The 17,487-nt window shown below is 51.2% G+C and carries 15 protein-coding genes; 7 read left to right on the top strand and 8 right to left on the bottom strand.

Going from position 1 to position 17,487, the window contains the following annotated elements:
- Positions 1 to 40: 40 nt before the first annotated feature.
- Together A0129_RS12195 and argA are read right to left on the bottom strand one after the other, a co-directional pair.
- Positions 41 to 1,249: a PLP-dependent transferase gene (locus A0129_RS12195; protein WP_291715343.1), complete on the bottom strand. Its 1,209-nt coding sequence runs from the start codon at positions 1,247 to 1,249 to the stop codon at positions 41 to 43.
- A 22-nt stretch (positions 1,250 to 1,271) separates the two neighbouring features.
- On the bottom strand, positions 1,272 to 2,612 hold the full coding sequence (gene argA / locus A0129_RS12190) for an amino-acid N-acetyltransferase (protein ID WP_291715340.1): 1,341 nt from the start codon (positions 2,610 to 2,612) through the stop codon (positions 1,272 to 1,274).
- A gap of 150 nt (positions 2,613 to 2,762) precedes the next feature.
- Between argA and hrpA the strand changes: the two genes are divergently transcribed.
- The 3 genes from hrpA to A0129_RS12175 are packed head-to-tail and all read left to right on the top strand — an operon-like array spanning position 2,763 to position 8,228.
- Positions 2,763 to 6,656 carry an ATP-dependent RNA helicase HrpA gene (hrpA, locus tag A0129_RS12185; RefSeq protein WP_291715339.1) on the top strand — a complete coding sequence of 1,298 codons (3,894 nt, stop codon included), beginning with the start codon at positions 2,763 to 2,765 and terminating at the stop codon, positions 6,654 to 6,656.
- Positions 6,657 to 6,667: 11 nt separating this feature from the next.
- Positions 6,668 to 7,432, top strand: a complete 765-nt coding sequence (locus tag A0129_RS12180) for an EI24 domain-containing protein (protein WP_291715337.1) — start codon at positions 6,668 to 6,670, stop codon at positions 7,430 to 7,432.
- A gap of 13 nt (positions 7,433 to 7,445) precedes the next feature.
- Positions 7,446 to 8,228: a molybdopterin-binding protein gene (locus tag A0129_RS12175; protein ID WP_291715335.1), complete on the top strand. Its 783-nt coding sequence runs from the start codon at positions 7,446 to 7,448 to the stop codon at positions 8,226 to 8,228.
- 83 nt (positions 8,229 to 8,311) lie between these two features.
- Here the strand turns inward: A0129_RS12175 and A0129_RS12170 are convergent, their stop codons facing one another.
- The gene (locus A0129_RS12170) at positions 8,312 to 8,866 is read right to left on the bottom strand and encodes a phasin family protein (protein WP_291715355.1); all 555 of its coding nucleotides are present in this window, start codon (positions 8,864 to 8,866) and stop codon (positions 8,312 to 8,314) included.
- Between the two features lie 149 nt (positions 8,867 to 9,015).
- Here A0129_RS12170 and A0129_RS12165 point away from each other — a divergent pair, with 149 nt between their 5' ends.
- Positions 9,016 to 9,996: a histone deacetylase gene (locus tag A0129_RS12165; protein ID WP_291715333.1), complete on the top strand. Its 981-nt coding sequence runs from the start codon at positions 9,016 to 9,018 to the stop codon at positions 9,994 to 9,996.
- Between the two features lie 127 nt (positions 9,997 to 10,123).
- The gene (locus A0129_RS12160; RefSeq protein ID WP_291715331.1) at positions 10,124 to 11,005 is read left to right on the top strand and encodes a serine hydrolase; all 882 of its coding nucleotides are present in this window, start codon (positions 10,124 to 10,126) and stop codon (positions 11,003 to 11,005) included.
- Positions 11,006 to 11,007: 2 nt separating this feature from the next.
- Here A0129_RS12160 and A0129_RS12155 read toward each other — a convergent pair whose 3' ends face one another.
- A complete protein-coding gene (locus tag A0129_RS12155) occupies positions 11,008 to 11,808 on the bottom strand; it encodes an IclR family transcriptional regulator (protein ID WP_291715329.1) in 801 nt (266 codons plus the stop codon).
- Positions 11,809 to 11,946: 138 nt separating this feature from the next.
- On the opposite strand from A0129_RS12155, the gene A0129_RS12150 reads away from it, so the two are divergent.
- Entirely contained in the window at positions 11,947 to 12,687 is a 741-nt protein-coding gene (locus A0129_RS12150) for a (Fe-S)-binding protein (RefSeq protein ID WP_291715327.1), read from the top strand.
- A gap of 33 nt (positions 12,688 to 12,720) precedes the next feature.
- Complete coding sequence (locus tag A0129_RS12145) at positions 12,721 to 14,115, top strand: LutB/LldF family L-lactate oxidation iron-sulfur protein (protein ID WP_291715325.1); 1,395 nt, start codon at positions 12,721 to 12,723, stop codon at positions 14,113 to 14,115.
- Positions 14,116 to 14,162: 47 nt separating this feature from the next.
- Here the strand turns inward: A0129_RS12145 and A0129_RS12140 are convergent, their stop codons facing one another.
- From A0129_RS12140 to A0129_RS12125, 4 genes are all read right to left on the bottom strand, one after another.
- On the bottom strand, positions 14,163 to 15,212 hold the full coding sequence (locus A0129_RS12140) for a quinone-dependent dihydroorotate dehydrogenase (protein WP_291715323.1): 1,050 nt from the start codon (positions 15,210 to 15,212) through the stop codon (positions 14,163 to 14,165).
- Positions 15,213 to 15,279: 67 nt separating this feature from the next.
- Positions 15,280 to 16,014 carry an arginyltransferase gene (locus A0129_RS12135; RefSeq protein WP_291715321.1) on the bottom strand — a complete coding sequence of 245 codons (735 nt, stop codon included), beginning with the start codon at positions 16,012 to 16,014 and terminating at the stop codon, positions 15,280 to 15,282.
- Positions 16,001 to 16,729 (bottom strand): leucyl/phenylalanyl-tRNA--protein transferase, encoded by a 729-nt coding sequence (gene aat / locus A0129_RS12130; protein WP_291715320.1) that lies wholly within the window; start codon positions 16,727 to 16,729, stop codon positions 16,001 to 16,003. The genes A0129_RS12135 and aat overlap by 14 nt, the downstream gene beginning before the upstream one ends.
- Positions 16,726 to 17,292 (bottom strand): NUDIX hydrolase, encoded by a 567-nt coding sequence (locus tag A0129_RS12125; protein WP_291715317.1) that lies wholly within the window; start codon positions 17,290 to 17,292, stop codon positions 16,726 to 16,728. The genes aat and A0129_RS12125 overlap by 4 nt, the downstream gene beginning before the upstream one ends.
- Between the last annotated feature and the right edge of the window lie 195 nt (positions 17,293 to 17,487).

Below are 17,487 nucleotides of genomic sequence, written 5' to 3'. Positions count from 1 at the left end.
GGGACGCGTTGCCGGCAGCGCGTCCTTTACTGAAGTTTGGTTAAGCCCGGTTCGCTGTATCAAGTGCCTGCATCAAATCAGCAATTAAATCCGCCGGCTCCTCCAGCCCAATGGCCAGACGAAGTATTGGCCCGCAGCGGCCGTGCTCGTCTGCAAGGCGGCTTCTTCGGCTGTCAGGAATGTTCACCACCAATCCCAAACTTTCGGGCCCACCCCATGAATACGCAATCTTGAACAGCTTCAGGTTATCGATGATTGCGCAGGCCTGTTCATCCGAGTACTGCGCCTTCAATACGATCGAAAAAATACTGGCAAAGCCGTTGAAGTCGCGTTTGTAAAACGCATGTCCCGGGCAATCCGGGAATTCCGGGTGAAGCACCCGCGCCACTGCGGGGTGTTGCCTTAGTGCGGAGGCCACCAGCAAGCCGTTTTGTGCCTGTTGCTGATAGCGCAAGGGCAGCGTGAGCAGGCCGCGTAACACCAGGTCGCAATCGGCGGGTGACACACCCAGGCCCAATATCCGGTTTTTTCGTTCCAAATCTGCAAAGGCCTTGGTGTTGTTGCTGAGCACCGCACCCATCAATACATCGGCATGGCCACATTGGTACTTGGTCAGCGCCTGCACACTAAAGTCAAATCCATGCTGGAAAGGCTTGTATGCGATGCCTGCAGCCCAGGTATTGTCGATGCCAGTGCGTGCACCATGGGCTTTCGCAAGTGCCACAATGGTTTGTAAATCGGGAACCTCGAATGTGAGTGAGCCTGGTGCCTCAGTCCACACCAGGGTGGTATTGGTGCGCAAGCCCTCCGCGACACTATTGGCGTTGCAAGGGTCATATTCTGAAAACTCAACACCGTAGTCCATGTGCAGGCTTCTCGCCAAAGCTTGCACGGGGCCGTACACGTTTTCTGGAATTAGCCAATGATCGCCACTTTTCAGGCAGGCTTGGGCCACCAGCGCAATACCGGTCAGCCCGGAGGGGCACACCAGCGCATGCGTAGCGCCTTCTATTTCAGCCAGTTTTTTTGCCAGCGAGTACTGCGTAGGGTTGCCATGCAAGCCATAGCTGTAGTCAAGCCCGATAGGATTGACGGAGGCGCGTTGGGCTGCGGTGTCATCAAAAAACGTGCTTGATCCTCGGTATACAGGTACAGGCAGTGCGGAAAAGCCCTCACTACTGACCGGCTTGGAGTGAATAATCTCAGTGCTCAAGCCTAGTGTGTGAGGTTTTTGTTTGAAGGTGCTCATGATGCCCGCCTTGTATGCTCGATCACAGCGTTTTAATCATCACTTGCGATTTGCGGTTCCAGTCGTAGAGGCGCTTGCGTTCAATGGGTAACTTGTCCACGTCGCCCACCACAAAACCACGCTTCAGGAAGAAGTGCGAGGTTTGTGTGGTCAAAACAAACAATTGTTTTAAACCCTGTTTGCGGGCGTCGTGTTCAATTTTCTTCAACAAGCGCTCACCATCGCCTGTGCCCTGCCAAGAGGGATGGACGACAAGGCAGGCCAATTCGGCGACACCTTCTGCATGGTAAGGGTACATGGCGGCACAGCCCCATAAAATGCCGTCGTGTTCCAGTACGATGAAATGATCGATGTCGCGTTCAATTCGGTCGCGCCCGCGGCGCACCAAAACACCCGCCATTTCCAGGGGTTCGATCAGGGTCTTGATACCGCCGGAGTCATCCAGTGTCGCTTGGCGCAAGCTTTCGAGATTTTCCTCCGAAACCATGGTGCCCACGCCGTCGTGCGAGAACAGTTCAAGCATCACGCCACCATCCAGGTTCAGTGGCACTATGTGCGCGCGTCCCACACCGCCTTGCACGGCAAGAATGCAGCACTCGAGATAGTCTTTGGTCAGTTCGGGCAGGTCATCCTGAAGCATGATTTCACGAGCACGGTCCAGTTCAAGTTCTTCGAGCAGTTTGCCGTTTTTGTCGAATATGCCTTCAATTTGGCTTACGAAGATCAACTTGTCAGCCTTGATTGCACGCGCCGTACTGGTGGCCACGTCTTCCATGCTCAAGTTGAATGCCTCTCCCGTGGGAGAAAATCCAATGGTCGACAGCAGCACGATTGCGCTGCTGTTCAGGCTCATTTGGATCGCAGTGACGTCTATTTTCCGAACCAGGCCGGTATGCTGCAGATCCACACCATCCAGAATACCCATGGGGCGCGCTGTGATGAAGTTGCCCGAAATAACGCGCATGGATGAATGCGCCATGGGCGTGTTGGGCAAGCCTTGCGAAAATGCAGCCTCGATGTCGAGCCGCAATTCGCCAGCAGCTTCTTTGGCACACTCCAGTGCGCCCTTGTCGGTGATTCGCCAACCCTTGTGAAAAGCGGGTTGAATGTTGCGCAGGGCCAGTTGTTCTTCAACCTGAGGACGAGAACCACACACCAGCACAATCCGCATGCCCATCGCGTGTAACAGTGACAAATCCTGAGCAAGTGAATTCAAGTAGCCTTGATAAGCCAACTCACCATCAACGGCCACCACGAAGGTTTTACCTCGAAAGGCATGAATATAAGGGGCAACAGTTCTCAGCCATTGAACGAAAGTTTGGCTGTTCATGGAAAGGTCGTCGTTGCTTGGCGCGTTACTCATTGGCTTGGGGGCTGTCCTGAAAAAAGGGAATACACTGTGGGCAGCCGTGGCCGCTCGATCGATTGATTATAATTTCCGATCGTGTGTAGTCCAGCATTCGCGCTGTATTTCCCCGATTTGATCGGAATTTGAACCCAATATTGGTTATTTGTGTTGTCAAAAGAACAAACCATTCAGTCGTTACCCGAAATTCGATACCCTGAAGAGCTACCGGTTTCCCAGCGTCGCACTGAGATCAAGCAGTTGATCGCTGACCATCAGGTGGTGATTGTCTGCGGTGAAACAGGCTCGGGTAAAACCACTCAGTTGCCGAAAATGTGCCTTGAACTTGGGCGTGGTTTGAACGGAAGAAGTATTGTTCACACCCAGCCTCGTCGTTTGGCTGCAACAGCGACAGCCAAACGGATTGCGCAAGAACTGAATTCTGAACTCGGGCAATGGGTGGGGTTCAAAATACGGTTTCAAGACCAATCCAATGCCAGTACCGCGGTGAAGTTGGTGACCGACGGCATTTTGCTGGCGGAAAGCCAAACCGATCCGCTGTTCAAGAAGTACGACACCATCATTATTGACGAGGCTCATGAGCGCAGCCTGAACATTGACTTTCTGTTGGGTTATCTGAAAGAGGTGCTAACCAAGCGGCCTGACTTGAAGTTGATTGTGACCTCAGCAACCATCGATGCAGAGCGGTTCTCGAAGCATTTTGAAAGTGTCCTGGGTAAGCCTGCTCCGGTGATCGAAGTATCCGGTCGTTTGTACCCGGTGGAAGTGCGCTACAAAGACCCAAATGATTTTGACACCAGCCGGCGCAAGAACGCACCTGTAAACCTGGCTGATGAGGTGGATGAAGATGCGTTTCAGGCTGCAACCCTCGATGCGGTAGAAGAGCTCTGCCGGGAGGGTCAGGGCGATATATTGATGTTCTTGCCGGGGGAGCGGGAAATTCGCGACATGGCAAATTTCCTGAATAAAAACCTGCGGCAAACGCTGGAAATTTTGCCCTTGTTCGCAAGGCTGACCGCACAGGAACAGGATCGGATTTTCAAACCCAGCGGGCGCCGTCGAATTGTGTTGTCTACCAACGTGGCTGAAACCTCGTTGACGGTACCAGGCATTCGCTACGTGATTGATTCGGGTCTTGCCCGAGTGAAGCGCTACAGTTATCGCAACAAGGTCGAAATGTTGCAGGTGGAGCGGATTTCCAAGGCCTCGGCCAATCAGCGGGCGGGGCGTTGCGGCCGGGTTGCCAACGGGGTATGCATTCGTTTGTATTCCGACGCGGATTTTGCAGGGCGTGCTGATTACACCGATCCGGAAATCCTTCGTTCTTCATTGGCTTCCGTCATCTTGAGAATGAAAAGCCTGCACCTGACTGAGGTGGAGGATTTTCCATTTTTGCAGCGCCCCATGGGGCGCGCGATTGCGGATGGTTATCAGTTGCTCAGCGAACTGAATGCCCTGGACGATGCAGGGCATCTGACCAGAACAGGCAAAGCACTGGCCAAGCTGCCGCTTGATCCACGAATTGCACGAATGCTGTTTGAAGCCAGCGTTCGGGGCTGCTTGCGCGAACTGTTGGTGTTGGCTGCAGCTTTGTCGATTCAAGACCCGCGAGACCGCCCAATTGATGCGCAAGAGGCAGCTGACAACGCTCAACAACAGTTTGAGGACACCGAATCTGATTTCATGTCTTTTCTGAAGTTGTGGAATTTTTATGTTGATTTAAAAGAAAAAGAGCTGACGAATCGTGAAATGAAAAACACGCTTCAGCGCAAATTCTTATCGGCCAACCGCTTGCGTGAGTGGGGCGAGGTTCATCAACAGCTCACTGCCATGGTGAGAGATCAAAACTGGGTTGTTAATACCAAGGCAGCGGAATACGATCAAATTCACATGTCCTTGATGGCGGGTTTGTTGGGCAACATTGGGTTGAAACATGAAACCGACCCGGTCTACCTTGGGGCGCGAAGCATCAAGTTTTCAATTCACCCCGGTTCGAATTTGTTCAAGAAAGGCGGCAAATGGATCATGGCTGCTGAACTGGTTGAAACCACACGACTGTATGCTCGCAGTGTGGCCAAAATTCAGCCTGATTGGATTGAGAAGGTGGGCGCTCATTTGGTGAAGCGTAACCACAACAATCCGCATTGGGAAAAAGGTTCAGGCCAGGCCGTTGCCTTGGAAACCGGCACCATTTACGGTTTGCCTATTTACTCCCAGCGCCGCGTGAGCCTGGCGAGGTTTAATCAAGCCGATGCACGCCGCTTGATGATTCACGAGGGGTTGGTGCCCGGGCAGGTCAAAACCAGCGTGCCGTTTTATGTTCACAACCGCAAGCTGATTGAAGACCTTGAAAAGCTGGAGCACAAAGCCCGCCGTCAGGATATTTTGGTGGATGAGGCGCTGATTGCGCAGTTTTATGATGACAAGCTTCCCGCTGGTGTGTACAACCAGCAAACCCTGGAAAATTGGGCCAAGCAGGCCAGCAAGGAAGATCTCGCCGCGCTTTATTTGAACAAAGAAGACCTTTTGAGCAAAAAGGCAGGCGACATTACCACCGAGTTTTATCCTAAAAAGCTGGAAATGGGCGGTTTGGCCTTTGATTTGAGCTACCACTTTGAGCCCGGCAGCCCGCGCGATGGGGTTACCCTGACCATTCCCCTAATGTTGTTGAACCAAGTGAATGTGGGCCGCACCGAGTGGTTGGTTCCCGGCATGTTGAAAGAAAAAGCATTGCTTTTGCTGAAAAGCTTGCCGCAGAAAGTTCGCCGTCACTGTGTCCCGGTACCGCAGTTTGCTGAAAAGTTTGCCGAAGCGCACTTTGATTTCAAACTCTATGACAAGCCGCTTCTTGAACGCCTTCGCGATTTCGTAGCCAGCGAAACGCCAGCCCGTCCGCTGCTCAGCGATTTCCGAATTGAAACCTTGCCACCGCACCATTTCATGAATTTTAAGTTGGTCGATGAGCATGGGCGCCAACTGGATATGCAACGCAGCTTGTCAGCACTGAAGGCTGAGTGGGGTCGAAAGGCGCAAGAGAGTTTTAAAAGTTCAGACGTGGTTGAGCAGGTCCGTGCCCAGGTCGGTGCGCAGATCGATGACGCTGGTCACTCTTCTGAAAAAAGCAAGCCCTCAGCAAATGCAGTCAAATCCCCTCCATCGGGCAATGCAGGCGCATACAGCGATCAGCCGATCATCACCTGGAGTTTTGGTAGTTTGCCCGATATGCTGGAGATCCGACGCGCAGGGCAAACTTTCTTTGGATATCCGGCGTTGAAAGACATGGGTGACCACTGCATCATCGAAGTGTTCGATGAAGAAAACATTGCCCGGAAAGTGCACCTTGACGGTGTACTCCGCCTGTTCAATATCGCTTTGAAAGAGCCTCTGAAATACCTGACCAAAAACCTGCTTGATTTTCAGAAAGTCGCCATGCTGTATATGCCCCTTGGATCCTCTGAAGAACTGCAGCAACAGTGGATCAAGCTGACATTAATGCGCAGTGCACTTGCAGGAGGTTTGCCTGTTACTCAAGATGAATTCAATGTCAAAGTACAGGAAGCGCGGAGCCGAATGAACCTGATTGCTCAGGAGATCGGAAAGATTCTTTTTATTATTTTGACTGAATACAGTGCACTGAATAAGAAGCTGCAGACATTGTCCAAGTCGTTCCCCGAGTGTGTTAACGACATTCAAAATCAGTTGAACTGGTTGTTACCCAAGGGTTTTCTGCTCAAAAAGCCATGGGAGCAGTTGGCCCATTACCCCCGTTATTTGAAAGCTGCGCAAATACGTCTGGAGCGAGTGCGTAATTCAATCGATCGGGATAAACAGTTGATGAAAGATGTCATGGATCTTCAATTACACTGGGTTCGTGCCAGTTCACACTTGAAAGGTCAGGAGGACGAAAGCCTCAGCCAGTTTGGCTGGCAACTTCAGGAGTTGAGGGTCTCCCTGTTTGCCCAGGAACTTCGCACGCCAATGCCTGTGTCCGTCAAACGTTTGCAAAAGGCATGGGAAACCATGGCAAAGCGACAACAATAAAGGGAATATTGATGAACAACGCAATGTCCATTCTTTTTAACGCACTGGTTGATTCATTTCGCCCGAAAATGCTGATGCTGACTCTTGTGTCTGTGGCAATTGCATCCGTGTTCTGGTTGGTGATTATCTGGTTATCCATTGATCCTTTGGTCAGTGCCGCCACTTGGGCCTTGGGTTACCTGGGCTTTGATTTCTCCGCCGAGGCAGTGGCAGCGGATGCTGCATTCATGGGTTGGTTAAAATTAATTCTGGTGCCCTTGGCGGTGTTTGGGCTTTTATGGCCGATCGTCGCCACTTCTGCCGTGTTGCTTGCAGGTTTGTATGTCACTCCACCAGTAGTTAATTACCTGACCGAGCGGGAATTTCAGGGCATTGAAAAGAGGGGAGACTCGGGCATGGTCATGAGCCTGTGGGTCACTTTAAAAGCTGTTGTTGTATTTCTCATCGCATGGATTGTCACGCTGCCTTTGTGGTTGATTCCCGGTATGGCGTTCGTATTGCCTGTTTTGCTGACCGCTTATTTGCTAATGGCGGTGATGCGCTTCGATTCATTGGCCGGGCACGCCACTAAACTTGAGATGAAAGAAATCAAGAAGCGCGACAGCACCTCCGCTTGGTTGATCGGTTTGGTTTGCGCATTTTTAAGTTTTATTCCGCCAATTTTATTGATTATGCCCGTGATGTCGGCACTGGCTTTTACACGCCATTACATGGGCGCGCTTGTGCAAGTTCGAAACGACAAAACGATTGATATGTCAGTGATTGAATCCAACTAAACAAGAGCAAACAATGGCAGTACCAAAAATAGGTTTAATAGTTGTGGGCGACGAAATTTTGTCCGGCCTAAGGCAAGACAAACACATACCAGCCGTGATTGAACGCCTGTCGGCCCGCGGGCTGCATTTGTCGTGGGTTCAAATGGTGGGTGATGACAGGGAATTTTTAACTGATACCTTGAGGCGTTCCTTCGCCAGTGAACACATTGTATTGAGTTGCGGTGGCATCGGTGGCACGCCTGACGACCACACTCGGCAGGCGGCCGCTCAAGCCTTGAGTTTGCCAATCGTACGCCATGAAGGTGCCGTGGATCTGATTCGTCAACGATGTGAGGAGAGCGGCCAGCCATTGGATGAGTTTCGATTGCGTATGGCAGATTTCCCGGCTGGAGCCAGTCTCATACCCAACCCGTACAATCGGATTGCAGGGTTTACTGTGCGGCAACATCACTTTGTTCCAGGTTTTCCCGTGATGGCTTGGCCCATGATTGAATGGGTGCTGGATACACTTTATCCCCACTTTCATCATCAGGAGCTTGAGTACAAGAAAGCCTTGTTGTTATTCAACACGCCAGAGGCGCGAATTACGCCTGTCATGGAACAACTCGAGGCGACATTTCCTGAATGCAGGTTGTATAGCCTGCCCAGTGTTGGCGACAACAAAATGGCACGCCACATTGAGCTTGGAGTTAAAGCCAGGGGTGACCTCGGTAAGAAAGAAGTGGTGTCGAAAGCGTTCGCAGAGCTTCTTCAGGTTCTGGAAAGCATGCGTTGTGAATTTGAGCTGATCGAATAAAAAAAAGCCTGCCACAAAAGAGGGCAGGCTTTGAGAATTCGTTCCAGGAGGAACGAGGAGACATCTGTGCAGGCAAAACAGACTTATGCTGCTTTGCGGGCCTTGGTTGTTGCTGTGTTGGTGGCCTTGATGGTTGCCTTGGTTGCGGCTTCCACGTTGGCTTCAGCCATTTCAACAGCTTGTTTGGTGGCCTTGCTTACGCTGTCGTAAGCAGTGTTTGCGGCAGTGATTGCTGATTTCATCAATGCAACTGCACTTTCTGAACCGGCAGGAGCATTCTTGCTGGCTGATTCAAACAGCTCAACGAATTTCTTGTTGTTCTCGGACACTTGTTCTTCAACCAGCTTGGCGGCTTCGGAAGCAATGCCGGAGGACAGGGTGTACAGGTCTTTGCCATAGGAAACGGCTTTCTCTGACAAAGGTTGTGTTACTGATGTAGATACCGCAACGAATTCCTGGATGTCTTTTGCAGAGGACAGGGCTTTAACGGCCTCAACACTCTCTTCCATGTAAGACTTAACAGCGTTAAGATTCAGCTCAACTACTTTTTCGACATTGCTGAAAGATTGCTGGCTAAGACCCAGGATTTTTTCAAGGTTGGCTTTTTGAACGTCTAGAAATTGTTCGGGGGTCATCATCATAGTTTGCTCCGTCAGGTTTCGTACCACTAGGGTTATTTTCGACACCGTTTGATGCGGTGCACAAAACGAATTCTACCAAAAAAAATCCTGATGTCAACAAAAAATGTTGCAACGCAATAATCTGAGTTCGTTCTGTTGTATTAATCATGATTGAAGCTTTCTATACCGACGAATTTGTTCTCCCTTTGCCTTCAGGGCACCGTTTTCCGATGGAGAAGTATCGAATTCTTCGGGACAAGGTGTATTCAAGTGTTTGTTCTATAAGGCTTGTTGTACCAGATGCGGCAACACCTGGGCAATTGGCCTTGGCGCATTGCCCTCATTACATTGAACGCATAGAGACGGGCAATGTTTCCAGAGATGAACAGCGTGACATTGGATTTCCGTGGTCAGAGCGAATGGTTGAGCGTTCTCGTCGCTCCGTGGGTGCCACCGTGGCCGCCGTTCGAAGTGCGCTGCAGCACGGAGCTTCGGTTAATTTGGCGGGGGGTACGCATCATGCCAAGCGGGGCAAAGGGGGGGGGTTTTGTGTATTCAATGATTTGGCAGTGGCTGCTCGCGTTTATCAGACTGACGGAGTCTCCAGGCTTTATAAAAGTAAACAGTCGCAGTCAGGCATGGGTAGTCGCACCCGCAACGTACTCGTGATCGACCTGGATGTACATCAGGGTGATGGAACAGCTGAAATATTGAACAATGACGACAGTGTGTTTACCTTTTCAATGCACGGGGAGAAAAATTACCCTTTTCAGAAAGAGACAAGTGATTTGGACATCGAATTGCCCGATGGGACTGGAGACGATGAATACCTGGCTCAACTTGAAACGGCTTTGGGGCTGATCGGTGAACGATTCATGCCAAGCTTGATTTTGTATGTGGCGGGGCTTGACGTTCATCAAGCAGATCGTCTCGGAAAGCTGGCCCTGAGCGATGAGGGTATTTTGCTGCGGGATCAGATGGTATTGAAATGGGCCCGGCAACGCCAGTTGCCTGTGGCTGCGGTGATGGCGGGCGGATATTTCCCAGATCTTGAGCACTTAACAGACTTGCAGCTTGATGTCATCAAGCGCATGGCTGAGTATGGCGAGCACCATCAAGAGGCAGTAAACACTACATGGGACAGGTAGATTTAAGAAATCGCTCGAATTAGATGACTTAAAACCCTGTTATCACTCGATCTGGGGCCTTGGCGGTTAACCCAATTCTGCGTAGAATCCAACAAAACATTCGTTTGAATAACAAAGACAATACACCATGATCTACAAAGCATTACTTGGCTCAACACTTCTTGCTTTATCCATGGTGTCAAGCCCCACTGTGCACGCCGCCCCTGGGCAGTCTGAACGGGCAAATCTCAAAGAAGCGCATGACCCGCTGTCGCTGAACAGCTCTGTGGCCCTGGTGGCCGATGCAGACTCACTCGAAGTGCTTTATGCAAAAAACCCCTCGGCAGTGGTTCCAATCGCATCAATTACCAAGATCATGACCGTCGTGGTGACGCTTGAAGCCGGGCTCGATCTGGATGAGGTCATTACGATCACCACCGAAGACATCGATTACTACAAAAATACCCGATCACGCTTGAAGCCTGGCAGTGAGTTCACCCGTCGTGAACTGATTCATCTTGCTCTCATGGCTTCCGAAAACCGCGCTGCCTCCGCCTTGGGGCGCAGCTATCCCGGTGGTTTGGCGGCATGTGTCGCTGAGATGAACCGTCGGGCGGCTTCGCTCAGAATGTTTAACACGAACTTCGCGGAAACCACGGGACTTTCGGTGGAAAACAAATCCAGTGCCAACGATTTGGCCCGCATGATTTTGCATGCCCAACGTTTCCCATTGATTCGCCAGTTTTCCACTGACCCCCAGTTCTCGGTTCAGACGGGGAAAGGCCAATTGAACTTCAGAAATACCAATCGCCTGATCAAAAACAAGGAGTGGGATATTCAAGTTCAAAAGACTGGTTTCATCAATGAAGCCGGTCGATGTCTGGTGATGAAGGCCAGGGTAGGCGATCGTAACCTGGTTATAGTATTGCTGGATGCTTTGGGCTCTCAGGCCCGATTTGCCGATGCTGAGCGCATTCGCGAATATGTGATGGCCGTGGCACCTAGCACGGCCTCATATGTAACAAAATAAAGCTAAATTCGGAATCGCCCGCTGGGTGGGGTCACTCGACCCTGCCATCCCAGTGATGCACTGATGCGCTGTGCAGTGTGGATCAGCTCTTGTAGCCAGTCTTCTTGAATTCGATCTGCCGGCGCAGATATCGACAGACCTGCAATCAGTTTTGACGAGTCGTCATAAATGCCGGCCGCCATACACCGAACACCCATCTCAAGCTCTTCGTTGTCGCGCGCGAACCCCTCTGTTCTTACCAGCAACAGTTCCTTTTCCAGCTTTTCAAGTGTGGTCAAGCTGTTCAAGGTGGTGCCGCGCAAGGTGGTTCTGTCCGCATAAAGCTTCAGATTTTCAGGCGACTCATTGGCCAGAAAAAGTTTGCCGGTCGAAGTAAGGTGCAAGGGCGCGCGGCCTCCAATTGCACGTACCACCTGCATACCTGAGCGCTCGCTGTACGCTCGGTCAACGTACACGATTTCGTCGCCTTGCCGAACCGAAAGGTTCACCGTTTGACCGGTCAAGCGGTGCAATTTGCGCATCAGTTCAAGGGCAGCGTCGCGCACATTCAACCGGGCTTTCACCAAATTGCCCAGCTCAAGTAGTCGCATACCCAAGCGATACAGACCAGGGTCTGTCCGGTCAACCAGTCTGCAAGCCACAAGGTCATTCAAAATGCGGTGAGCAGTCGAGGGGTGTAGCTTGGTGTCGCGCGCCAAGTCTTTCAATGCAACGGGATCTTGGTGTTCAGCCAAGGCATCCAAAAGTTGCATCATTCGCTCAATCACCTGAATACTGGTGCGTCCAATCGACTCTTCGCTCATATTGGGTAGTTCCTTTTCATCCGGTGGGAAGTTTAAACCATATTGTGAAATACGTCACTCGTTATGGTTATCACTACTGGCCGGAAAACGGCATGCTGCATACACTTAACTGGTTTCTAGACATTTTGGGGAATTGCCTTGCGCGTCGGTTTGTTTGTTACTTGCCTCGTGGATTCCATGCGGCCCTCTATCGGTTTTTCAGCCCTAGAGTTACTGGAGTCGGCCGGTTGTGAGGTAGTGGTGCCTCAGGCCCAAACCTGTTGTGGTCAACCTGCCTGGAATTCAGGTGACCAGGAGAGTACGCACAAGCTGGCTCAAAAATGGTTGGCGGAATTCGAGCAGTTTGATTATGTGGTTGCGCCTTCTGGTTCTTGCGCTGGCATGACAAAAATCCATTACACCGAAGTGTTCAAGAACGACCCGGATTTGAAGATCCGCGCGGCCCGTTTGGCTGCACGCACTTACGAGCTCACTGACTTTTTGGTCAATGTGCTGGGTGTGGACAAGGTCAAGCTAGGGGTGAGCGAGCTTAAACAGATTACCTATCATGATTCTTGCAGTGGGCTGCGCGAGTTGGGTGTGCAAAATCAACCCCGCACCTTGATTGGCAAAATGGGTGGCGTAGAAATTCTTGAAATGAAAGACAGTCGGCAGTGCTGCGGTTTTGGTGGCACGTTCGCCTTGAAGTATGGCGAGGTTTCCAGCGCAATTTGTACCGACAAGTGCGAGCAGGTACAAGCGACCGGTGCACAGGCTGTGGTGTTGGGCGACCTGGGCTGTATGTTGAATATTGAAGGCCGATTGCGCCGCATGGGTGACAACACGCAGGTGTTGCATGTGGCCGAATTGCTCACGGGCCGCAAGCCCGGTCAAATTTAAAGTGGGGCAGTAACACCATGCAAAGTACAAAGCATGTTTTTTGAACGCAAGGCCAGTGAAAAGCTGAATGATCCGCGTTTGCAGGAAAACTTGAAACGCTTGTCTTCAAAGTTTGTGAATGCACGTGCCACCAGTATTCTGGAGCTGGAAGATTTTGAGGGTACTCGGTCTGCGGCAGTTGAAATTCGCAACCGAAGCATCAAGAACCTGGATGTATGGCTTGAATTGTTTGAACAGAAAGCAGCCGAGACTGGTGCCAAGGTATTGTTTGCACGCACACCGCAAGAGGCAGCCCAGCTGGTTGTGAAAATTGCCAAAAAGCACGGTGTGAAATCGGTGATCAAATCGAAGTCGATGGTGACTGAAGAAATGGCACTGAACAAAGCGCTTGAGGCGGCGGATGTGAAAGTGCGCGAGACCGACCTCGGCGAATACATTCTTCAAATCAACGACAACGAGCGCCCCAGCCACATTATTGCGCCCGTGGTGCACAAAGACAAAGAGCAGGTGGCTGACCTGTTTGAAAAGCATCACCATTTACCCCGTAAAACAGACATTGCCGAAATGACCCGAGAGGCACGTGAAATTCTGCGCCCTCAGTTTTTGGCTGCAGACATGGGTGTCACGGGCGGCAACTTCATCATCGCTGACACAGGTTCAGTGGCCTTGGTTACGAACGAGGGCAACGAGGGTATGTGTACCATTAACCCCCGCGTGCATGTGGCCATCACTGGCGTTGAAAAAGTCGTGCCCACCCTCGAAGACTTTGCTACGTTGATTCGCTTGCTACCGCGCTCGGCGACCGGCCAAAGCATTTCCAACTATGTCTCTCTATTGACCGGTCCCAAGCGGCAAGGCGATCTGGACGGTCCCGAGCACATGTATTTTGTGATTCTGGATGGTGGTCGCACTGGACTGCTCGGTGGCGAATTTGAAGAAATGCTTCGCTGCATCAAGTGCGGTGCTTGCATGAATCACTGCCCGGTGTATCAAAAAATCGGTGGTCATGCCTACGGTTGGGTTTATCCCGGCCCGATGGGATCGGTTCTTACGCCAAGTTACACCGGCATTGAAAAAGCGCTGGACTTGCCACAGGCGGCTACTTTGTGTGGCGAGTGCCATGTGGTGTGCCCGGTTAAAATTCCATTGCCTGATTTGTTGCGCAAGCTGCGGGAGCAGCAGTTCTCGAGGGGGCTTCGACCCTGGCAAGAGAAAGCGGCATTCAAGGTGTGGGCGTTTGTGGCACAGCGGCCTGCGTTGTATCGATTCTTGTCACGCATGGGCATCAAGGCCATGGCCTGGTGGGGAAAACGCAGAGGAGGCATTCACAGTTTACCCGGAGCCAAGGGCTGGACGGATCAGCGTGATTTTCCGGTGCCCACGGGTGAAACTTTTTCAAGCCTCTATCAAACGCACAAACGGAAATAATCAGCACTGATCCGGATCGAAAAAGCGGCCTCATGAAGGCCGTTTTTTTATTGCTTGCGCGCTTGGGATTTGCAGTTGACGCGAATCGTGGCTGCACATTCGGTAACCAGTTCAGGACCTTTGTAGATCAGGCCAGTATAAATTTGAATGAGTTTGGCACCTGCACGTATTTTTTCCACTGCATGCGCGCCGCTTGAAATTCCACCCACGCCGATGATTGGAATGTCATCTCCCAGTTCGGCGTACAAGCGTTTGATCACATGAGTTGATTTCTCCAGTACCGGAGCGCCGCTTAATCCACCTTGTTCTTGACCGTGCGGGAGATTCTCCACGCTGGTTTTGTCAATCGTGGTGTTGGTCGCAATCACACCATCAAATCCAAAATGAGTCAGTCGTTTGGCAATTGCGTCAATTTGTTCGTCATTGAGGTCCGGGGCAATTTTCAGGGCCATGGGTTTGTAAAGGCCATGTTCATCAGCCAGCGCTTTCTGTTTTTCTTTCAGCGAACCCAATAGAACATCCAGGCTGTCTCCACCTTGCAAGTCGCGCAAATTTTTGGTGTTAGGCGAGGAGATGTTCACTGTGATGTAAGTGGCGTATGGATACACGGCCTCGAGTGCAGCGAGATAATCATCGCTCGCATTTTCTACCGGTGTGACCGCATTTTTTCCAATATTGATCCCCAGTACACCCGGATAATTGCTGGCCTTGATGTTTTGTATCAGTGTATCCACACCATGATTGTTAAAACCCATGCGATTAATCAGCGCATTGGCCTTGGGCAGGCGAAACAGACGTGGTTGAGGGTTACCTGCCTGTGGTTTGGGTGTTACCGTACCTACTTCAAGAAAGCCAAAGCCCATCAGTCCCAGTTCGCTGATGTAGGCTGCGTCTTTGTCCAGCCCTGCAGCCAAACCCACTCGATTTGGAAACTCGATACCCATCACTTTCACCGGATCGGCCACAGCCTTGGGAGAAAATAGCTTCAGCAAACCGAGTTTGCGCAACATTTGCAAATTGCTGAAAGTAACGTGATGCGCTTTCTCGGGATCGAGCGAAAAGAGTGCGGGACGAACAATTGAATAGGGCAGCAGCATGGCGGTTTTCAAGCAGCGGTAGTTAAGATGAATGAGCCCGAATTGTAACGGGGAATGTGTTGGCCGATTACCGGTTTGGTTCAGCCAGTGGTTGCCATATGTTGTCCTGAAAAACTTCTGCAGAGGAAAAGCGGGCCTTGTAAGCCATTTTTTCGCTTTCCTTGATCCAGTAGCCCAAATAAAGATAGGGGAGTTCCAGGTCTCGGCATTGCTCAATTTGCCAAAGTACGCCGTAGACGCCCAAGCCGCTTCGTTCCTCTGGATCGAAGAAGGTATACACCGAGGATAGGCCGTCGGTAAGAATATCGATGATGGATACCATCACCAATTTGCCTTCCGGGTTTCGGAATTCTACCAATCGCGAGTTCACCCTGGTTTGCAATAAAAATTGCGAATACTGCTCGCGGCTATCCTCATCCATCCCACCACCGTGATGGCGGGCCGATTGATATTTGAGGTACAAGGCATAATGCTCTGAGTTGAAATGCAGTCGCTGTACGCTCGGTTTCAGATTGGCAAATGCTTTCACTGTACGTCGCTGGCTTCGATTCGTATGAAACTGGGACACTTTCAGGCGCAGGGGCTTGCACGAGTTACAGCCATCGCAGTGGGGTTTGTAAGTGAACAGACCACTGCGACGAAAACCCAGGCGCACCAATTCGCTGTATACATCGGCGTTGATCAAATGGCTGGGAGTTGCCACCTGTGACCTGGCCAAACGATTGTCCAAATAGCTACAGGGATAAGGCGCAGTCGAATAAAACTGCAGTGTGGAGAAGGGCAGTTCCTTAGGTCTGGTCATACGTCCATTTAAGTTCGCGAGGTTCCCAATTCAAGGTGGGCTGCACAATGGAATTCGCCATTTCAGTCTCAAACACCTTTCGGCTTACCGTACGGGCGCCCATAGACATCAAATGCCCGGTGGCCTGCTGGCAATCAATTATGTGCACATTCTGTGATTTTAGCCAATACACAAAATGAGCGAAGGCCACTTTGGAAGCATCGGTTTGGGTGGCAAACATGCTTTCACCGTACACCATTTTGCCCAAGGCCACACAATACAGGCCACCGATGAGCTGGTCGCCTTGCCAGTGTTCAACAGAGTGCGCCAAACCCCGTTCGTGAAGTGTGGTGTAGGCCGCAATCACTTCTTCGGTGATCCAGGTGCCTTCCTGGCCAGGCCTGGGTGCTGCGCAGGCACGCATCACTCGCTCAAAGGCGGTGTTCAGGCGAATCGTGCTGCTCGAGTTGCCCTGCATTTTGCGTATCGCTTTGGCCAATGAGCGGTGAAGCTTGAATTCTGCCGTGTATAGAACAGCGCGTGGGGTTGTGCTCCACCACAGCACAGGTTCCCCTTGGGAATACCATGGGAAAATGCCGCGTGCGTAGCTCGCTTCAAGCCAGTCTGCATTGATTTCCATGCTGGCAGCGAGCAAGCCTGGCGGGTATTCAAGTGCGAGGTGGGTGCTGGGAAATTCGTGTGGGGAGTCCAGCCAGGGAATCGTGGTTTTTGTCATCCGGCCTTGAATTGCGAATCTGTCCAGTCTGTGTGATCGAAGACATCGCCCGTGTGAAGGGTATAGCGACCCGCTTTTCGATCTGCAAAGAACAGGGTCAGTGTTTTTGACACGGTTTTGAAGGCCAGCTCATCCCAAGGAATCTCGTCTTCAGCAAACAGTCGCACATCCAGGCTTTCTTCACCTGCGTTAAAGGTGGGGGTCGGCATTTCAGCACGAAAAAAAATATGAACCTGTTCGGCGCGAATGACATCGAACATGGTAAATAACGGACCGAGTTCGATCTGGGCACCAGCTTCTTCCCAGGTTTCGCGAGTGGCGCCCTGGTGGGTGGTTTCATTCAGCTCCATGAAGCCTGCTGGCAATGTCCAAAAACCATAGCGAGGTTCAATCGCACGTTTGCAAAGCAAAATCTTGCCCTGATAGGTTGGGATGGTGCCAACGACAATTTTCGGATTCACGTAGTGAATGGTGCCACATCCGGGGCAACAGCTTCGTTCCCGGTTATCGCCATCAGGAATTCGAAGTTCAACCGGGGTTCCACATGTGCTGCAGTATTTCATTTGTTGTTTGCTTCTGTTTTTTTGAAAAATCACTTGCAGTGTACCCGACAAATATGTGTATAATTCGGGCTGCTCGAATTGCTGAGGCAATGCAGGCAGAAGGCAAAAAGATTTAAAAGTTTTGTTTAAAAAGGTTCAGCAGGTTGTTGACAAGTTGAGCAAAATAATTAATAATCTTGGTCTTCGCTTCGGGGG

The sequence above is a fragment of the Limnobacter sp. CACIAM 66H1 genome, from assembly GCF_001601825.1.
Taxonomy (GTDB): Bacteria; Pseudomonadota; Gammaproteobacteria; order Burkholderiales; family Burkholderiaceae_B; genus Limnobacter.
This window is presented reverse-complemented; position numbering and strand designations above follow the sequence as displayed.

Coding starts and splice junctions, on each gene's coding strand:
- A0129_RS12195 (WP_291715343.1), bottom strand. CDS start 1,249: ATGAGCACCTTCAAACAAAAACCTCACACACTAGGCTTGAGCACTGAG.
- argA (WP_291715340.1), bottom strand. CDS start 2,612: ATGAGTAACGCGCCAAGCAACGACGACCTTTCCATGAACAGCCAAACT.
- A0129_RS12180 (WP_291715337.1), top strand. CDS start 6,668: ATGAACAACGCAATGTCCATTCTTTTTAACGCACTGGTTGATTCATTT.
- A0129_RS12175 (WP_291715335.1), top strand. CDS start 7,446: ATGGCAGTACCAAAAATAGGTTTAATAGTTGTGGGCGACGAAATTTTG.
- A0129_RS12170 (WP_291715355.1), bottom strand. CDS start 8,866: ATGATGACCCCCGAACAATTTCTAGACGTTCAAAAAGCCAACCTTGAA.
- A0129_RS12165 (WP_291715333.1), top strand. CDS start 9,016: ATGATTGAAGCTTTCTATACCGACGAATTTGTTCTCCCTTTGCCTTCA.
- A0129_RS12160 (WP_291715331.1), top strand. CDS start 10,124: ATGATCTACAAAGCATTACTTGGCTCAACACTTCTTGCTTTATCCATG.
- A0129_RS12155 (WP_291715329.1), bottom strand. CDS start 11,808: ATGAGCGAAGAGTCGATTGGACGCACCAGTATTCAGGTGATTGAGCGA.
- A0129_RS12145 (WP_291715325.1), top strand. CDS start 12,721: ATGTTTTTTGAACGCAAGGCCAGTGAAAAGCTGAATGATCCGCGTTTG.
- A0129_RS12140 (WP_291715323.1), bottom strand. CDS start 15,212: ATGCTGCTGCCCTATTCAATTGTTCGTCCCGCACTCTTTTCGCTCGAT.
- A0129_RS12135 (WP_291715321.1), bottom strand. CDS start 16,014: ATGACCAGACCTAAGGAACTGCCCTTCTCCACACTGCAGTTTTATTCG.
- aat (WP_291715320.1), bottom strand. CDS start 16,729: ATGACAAAAACCACGATTCCCTGGCTGGACTCCCCACACGAATTTCCC.
- A0129_RS12125 (WP_291715317.1), bottom strand. CDS start 17,292: ATGAAATACTGCAGCACATGTGGAACCCCGGTTGAACTTCGAATTCCT.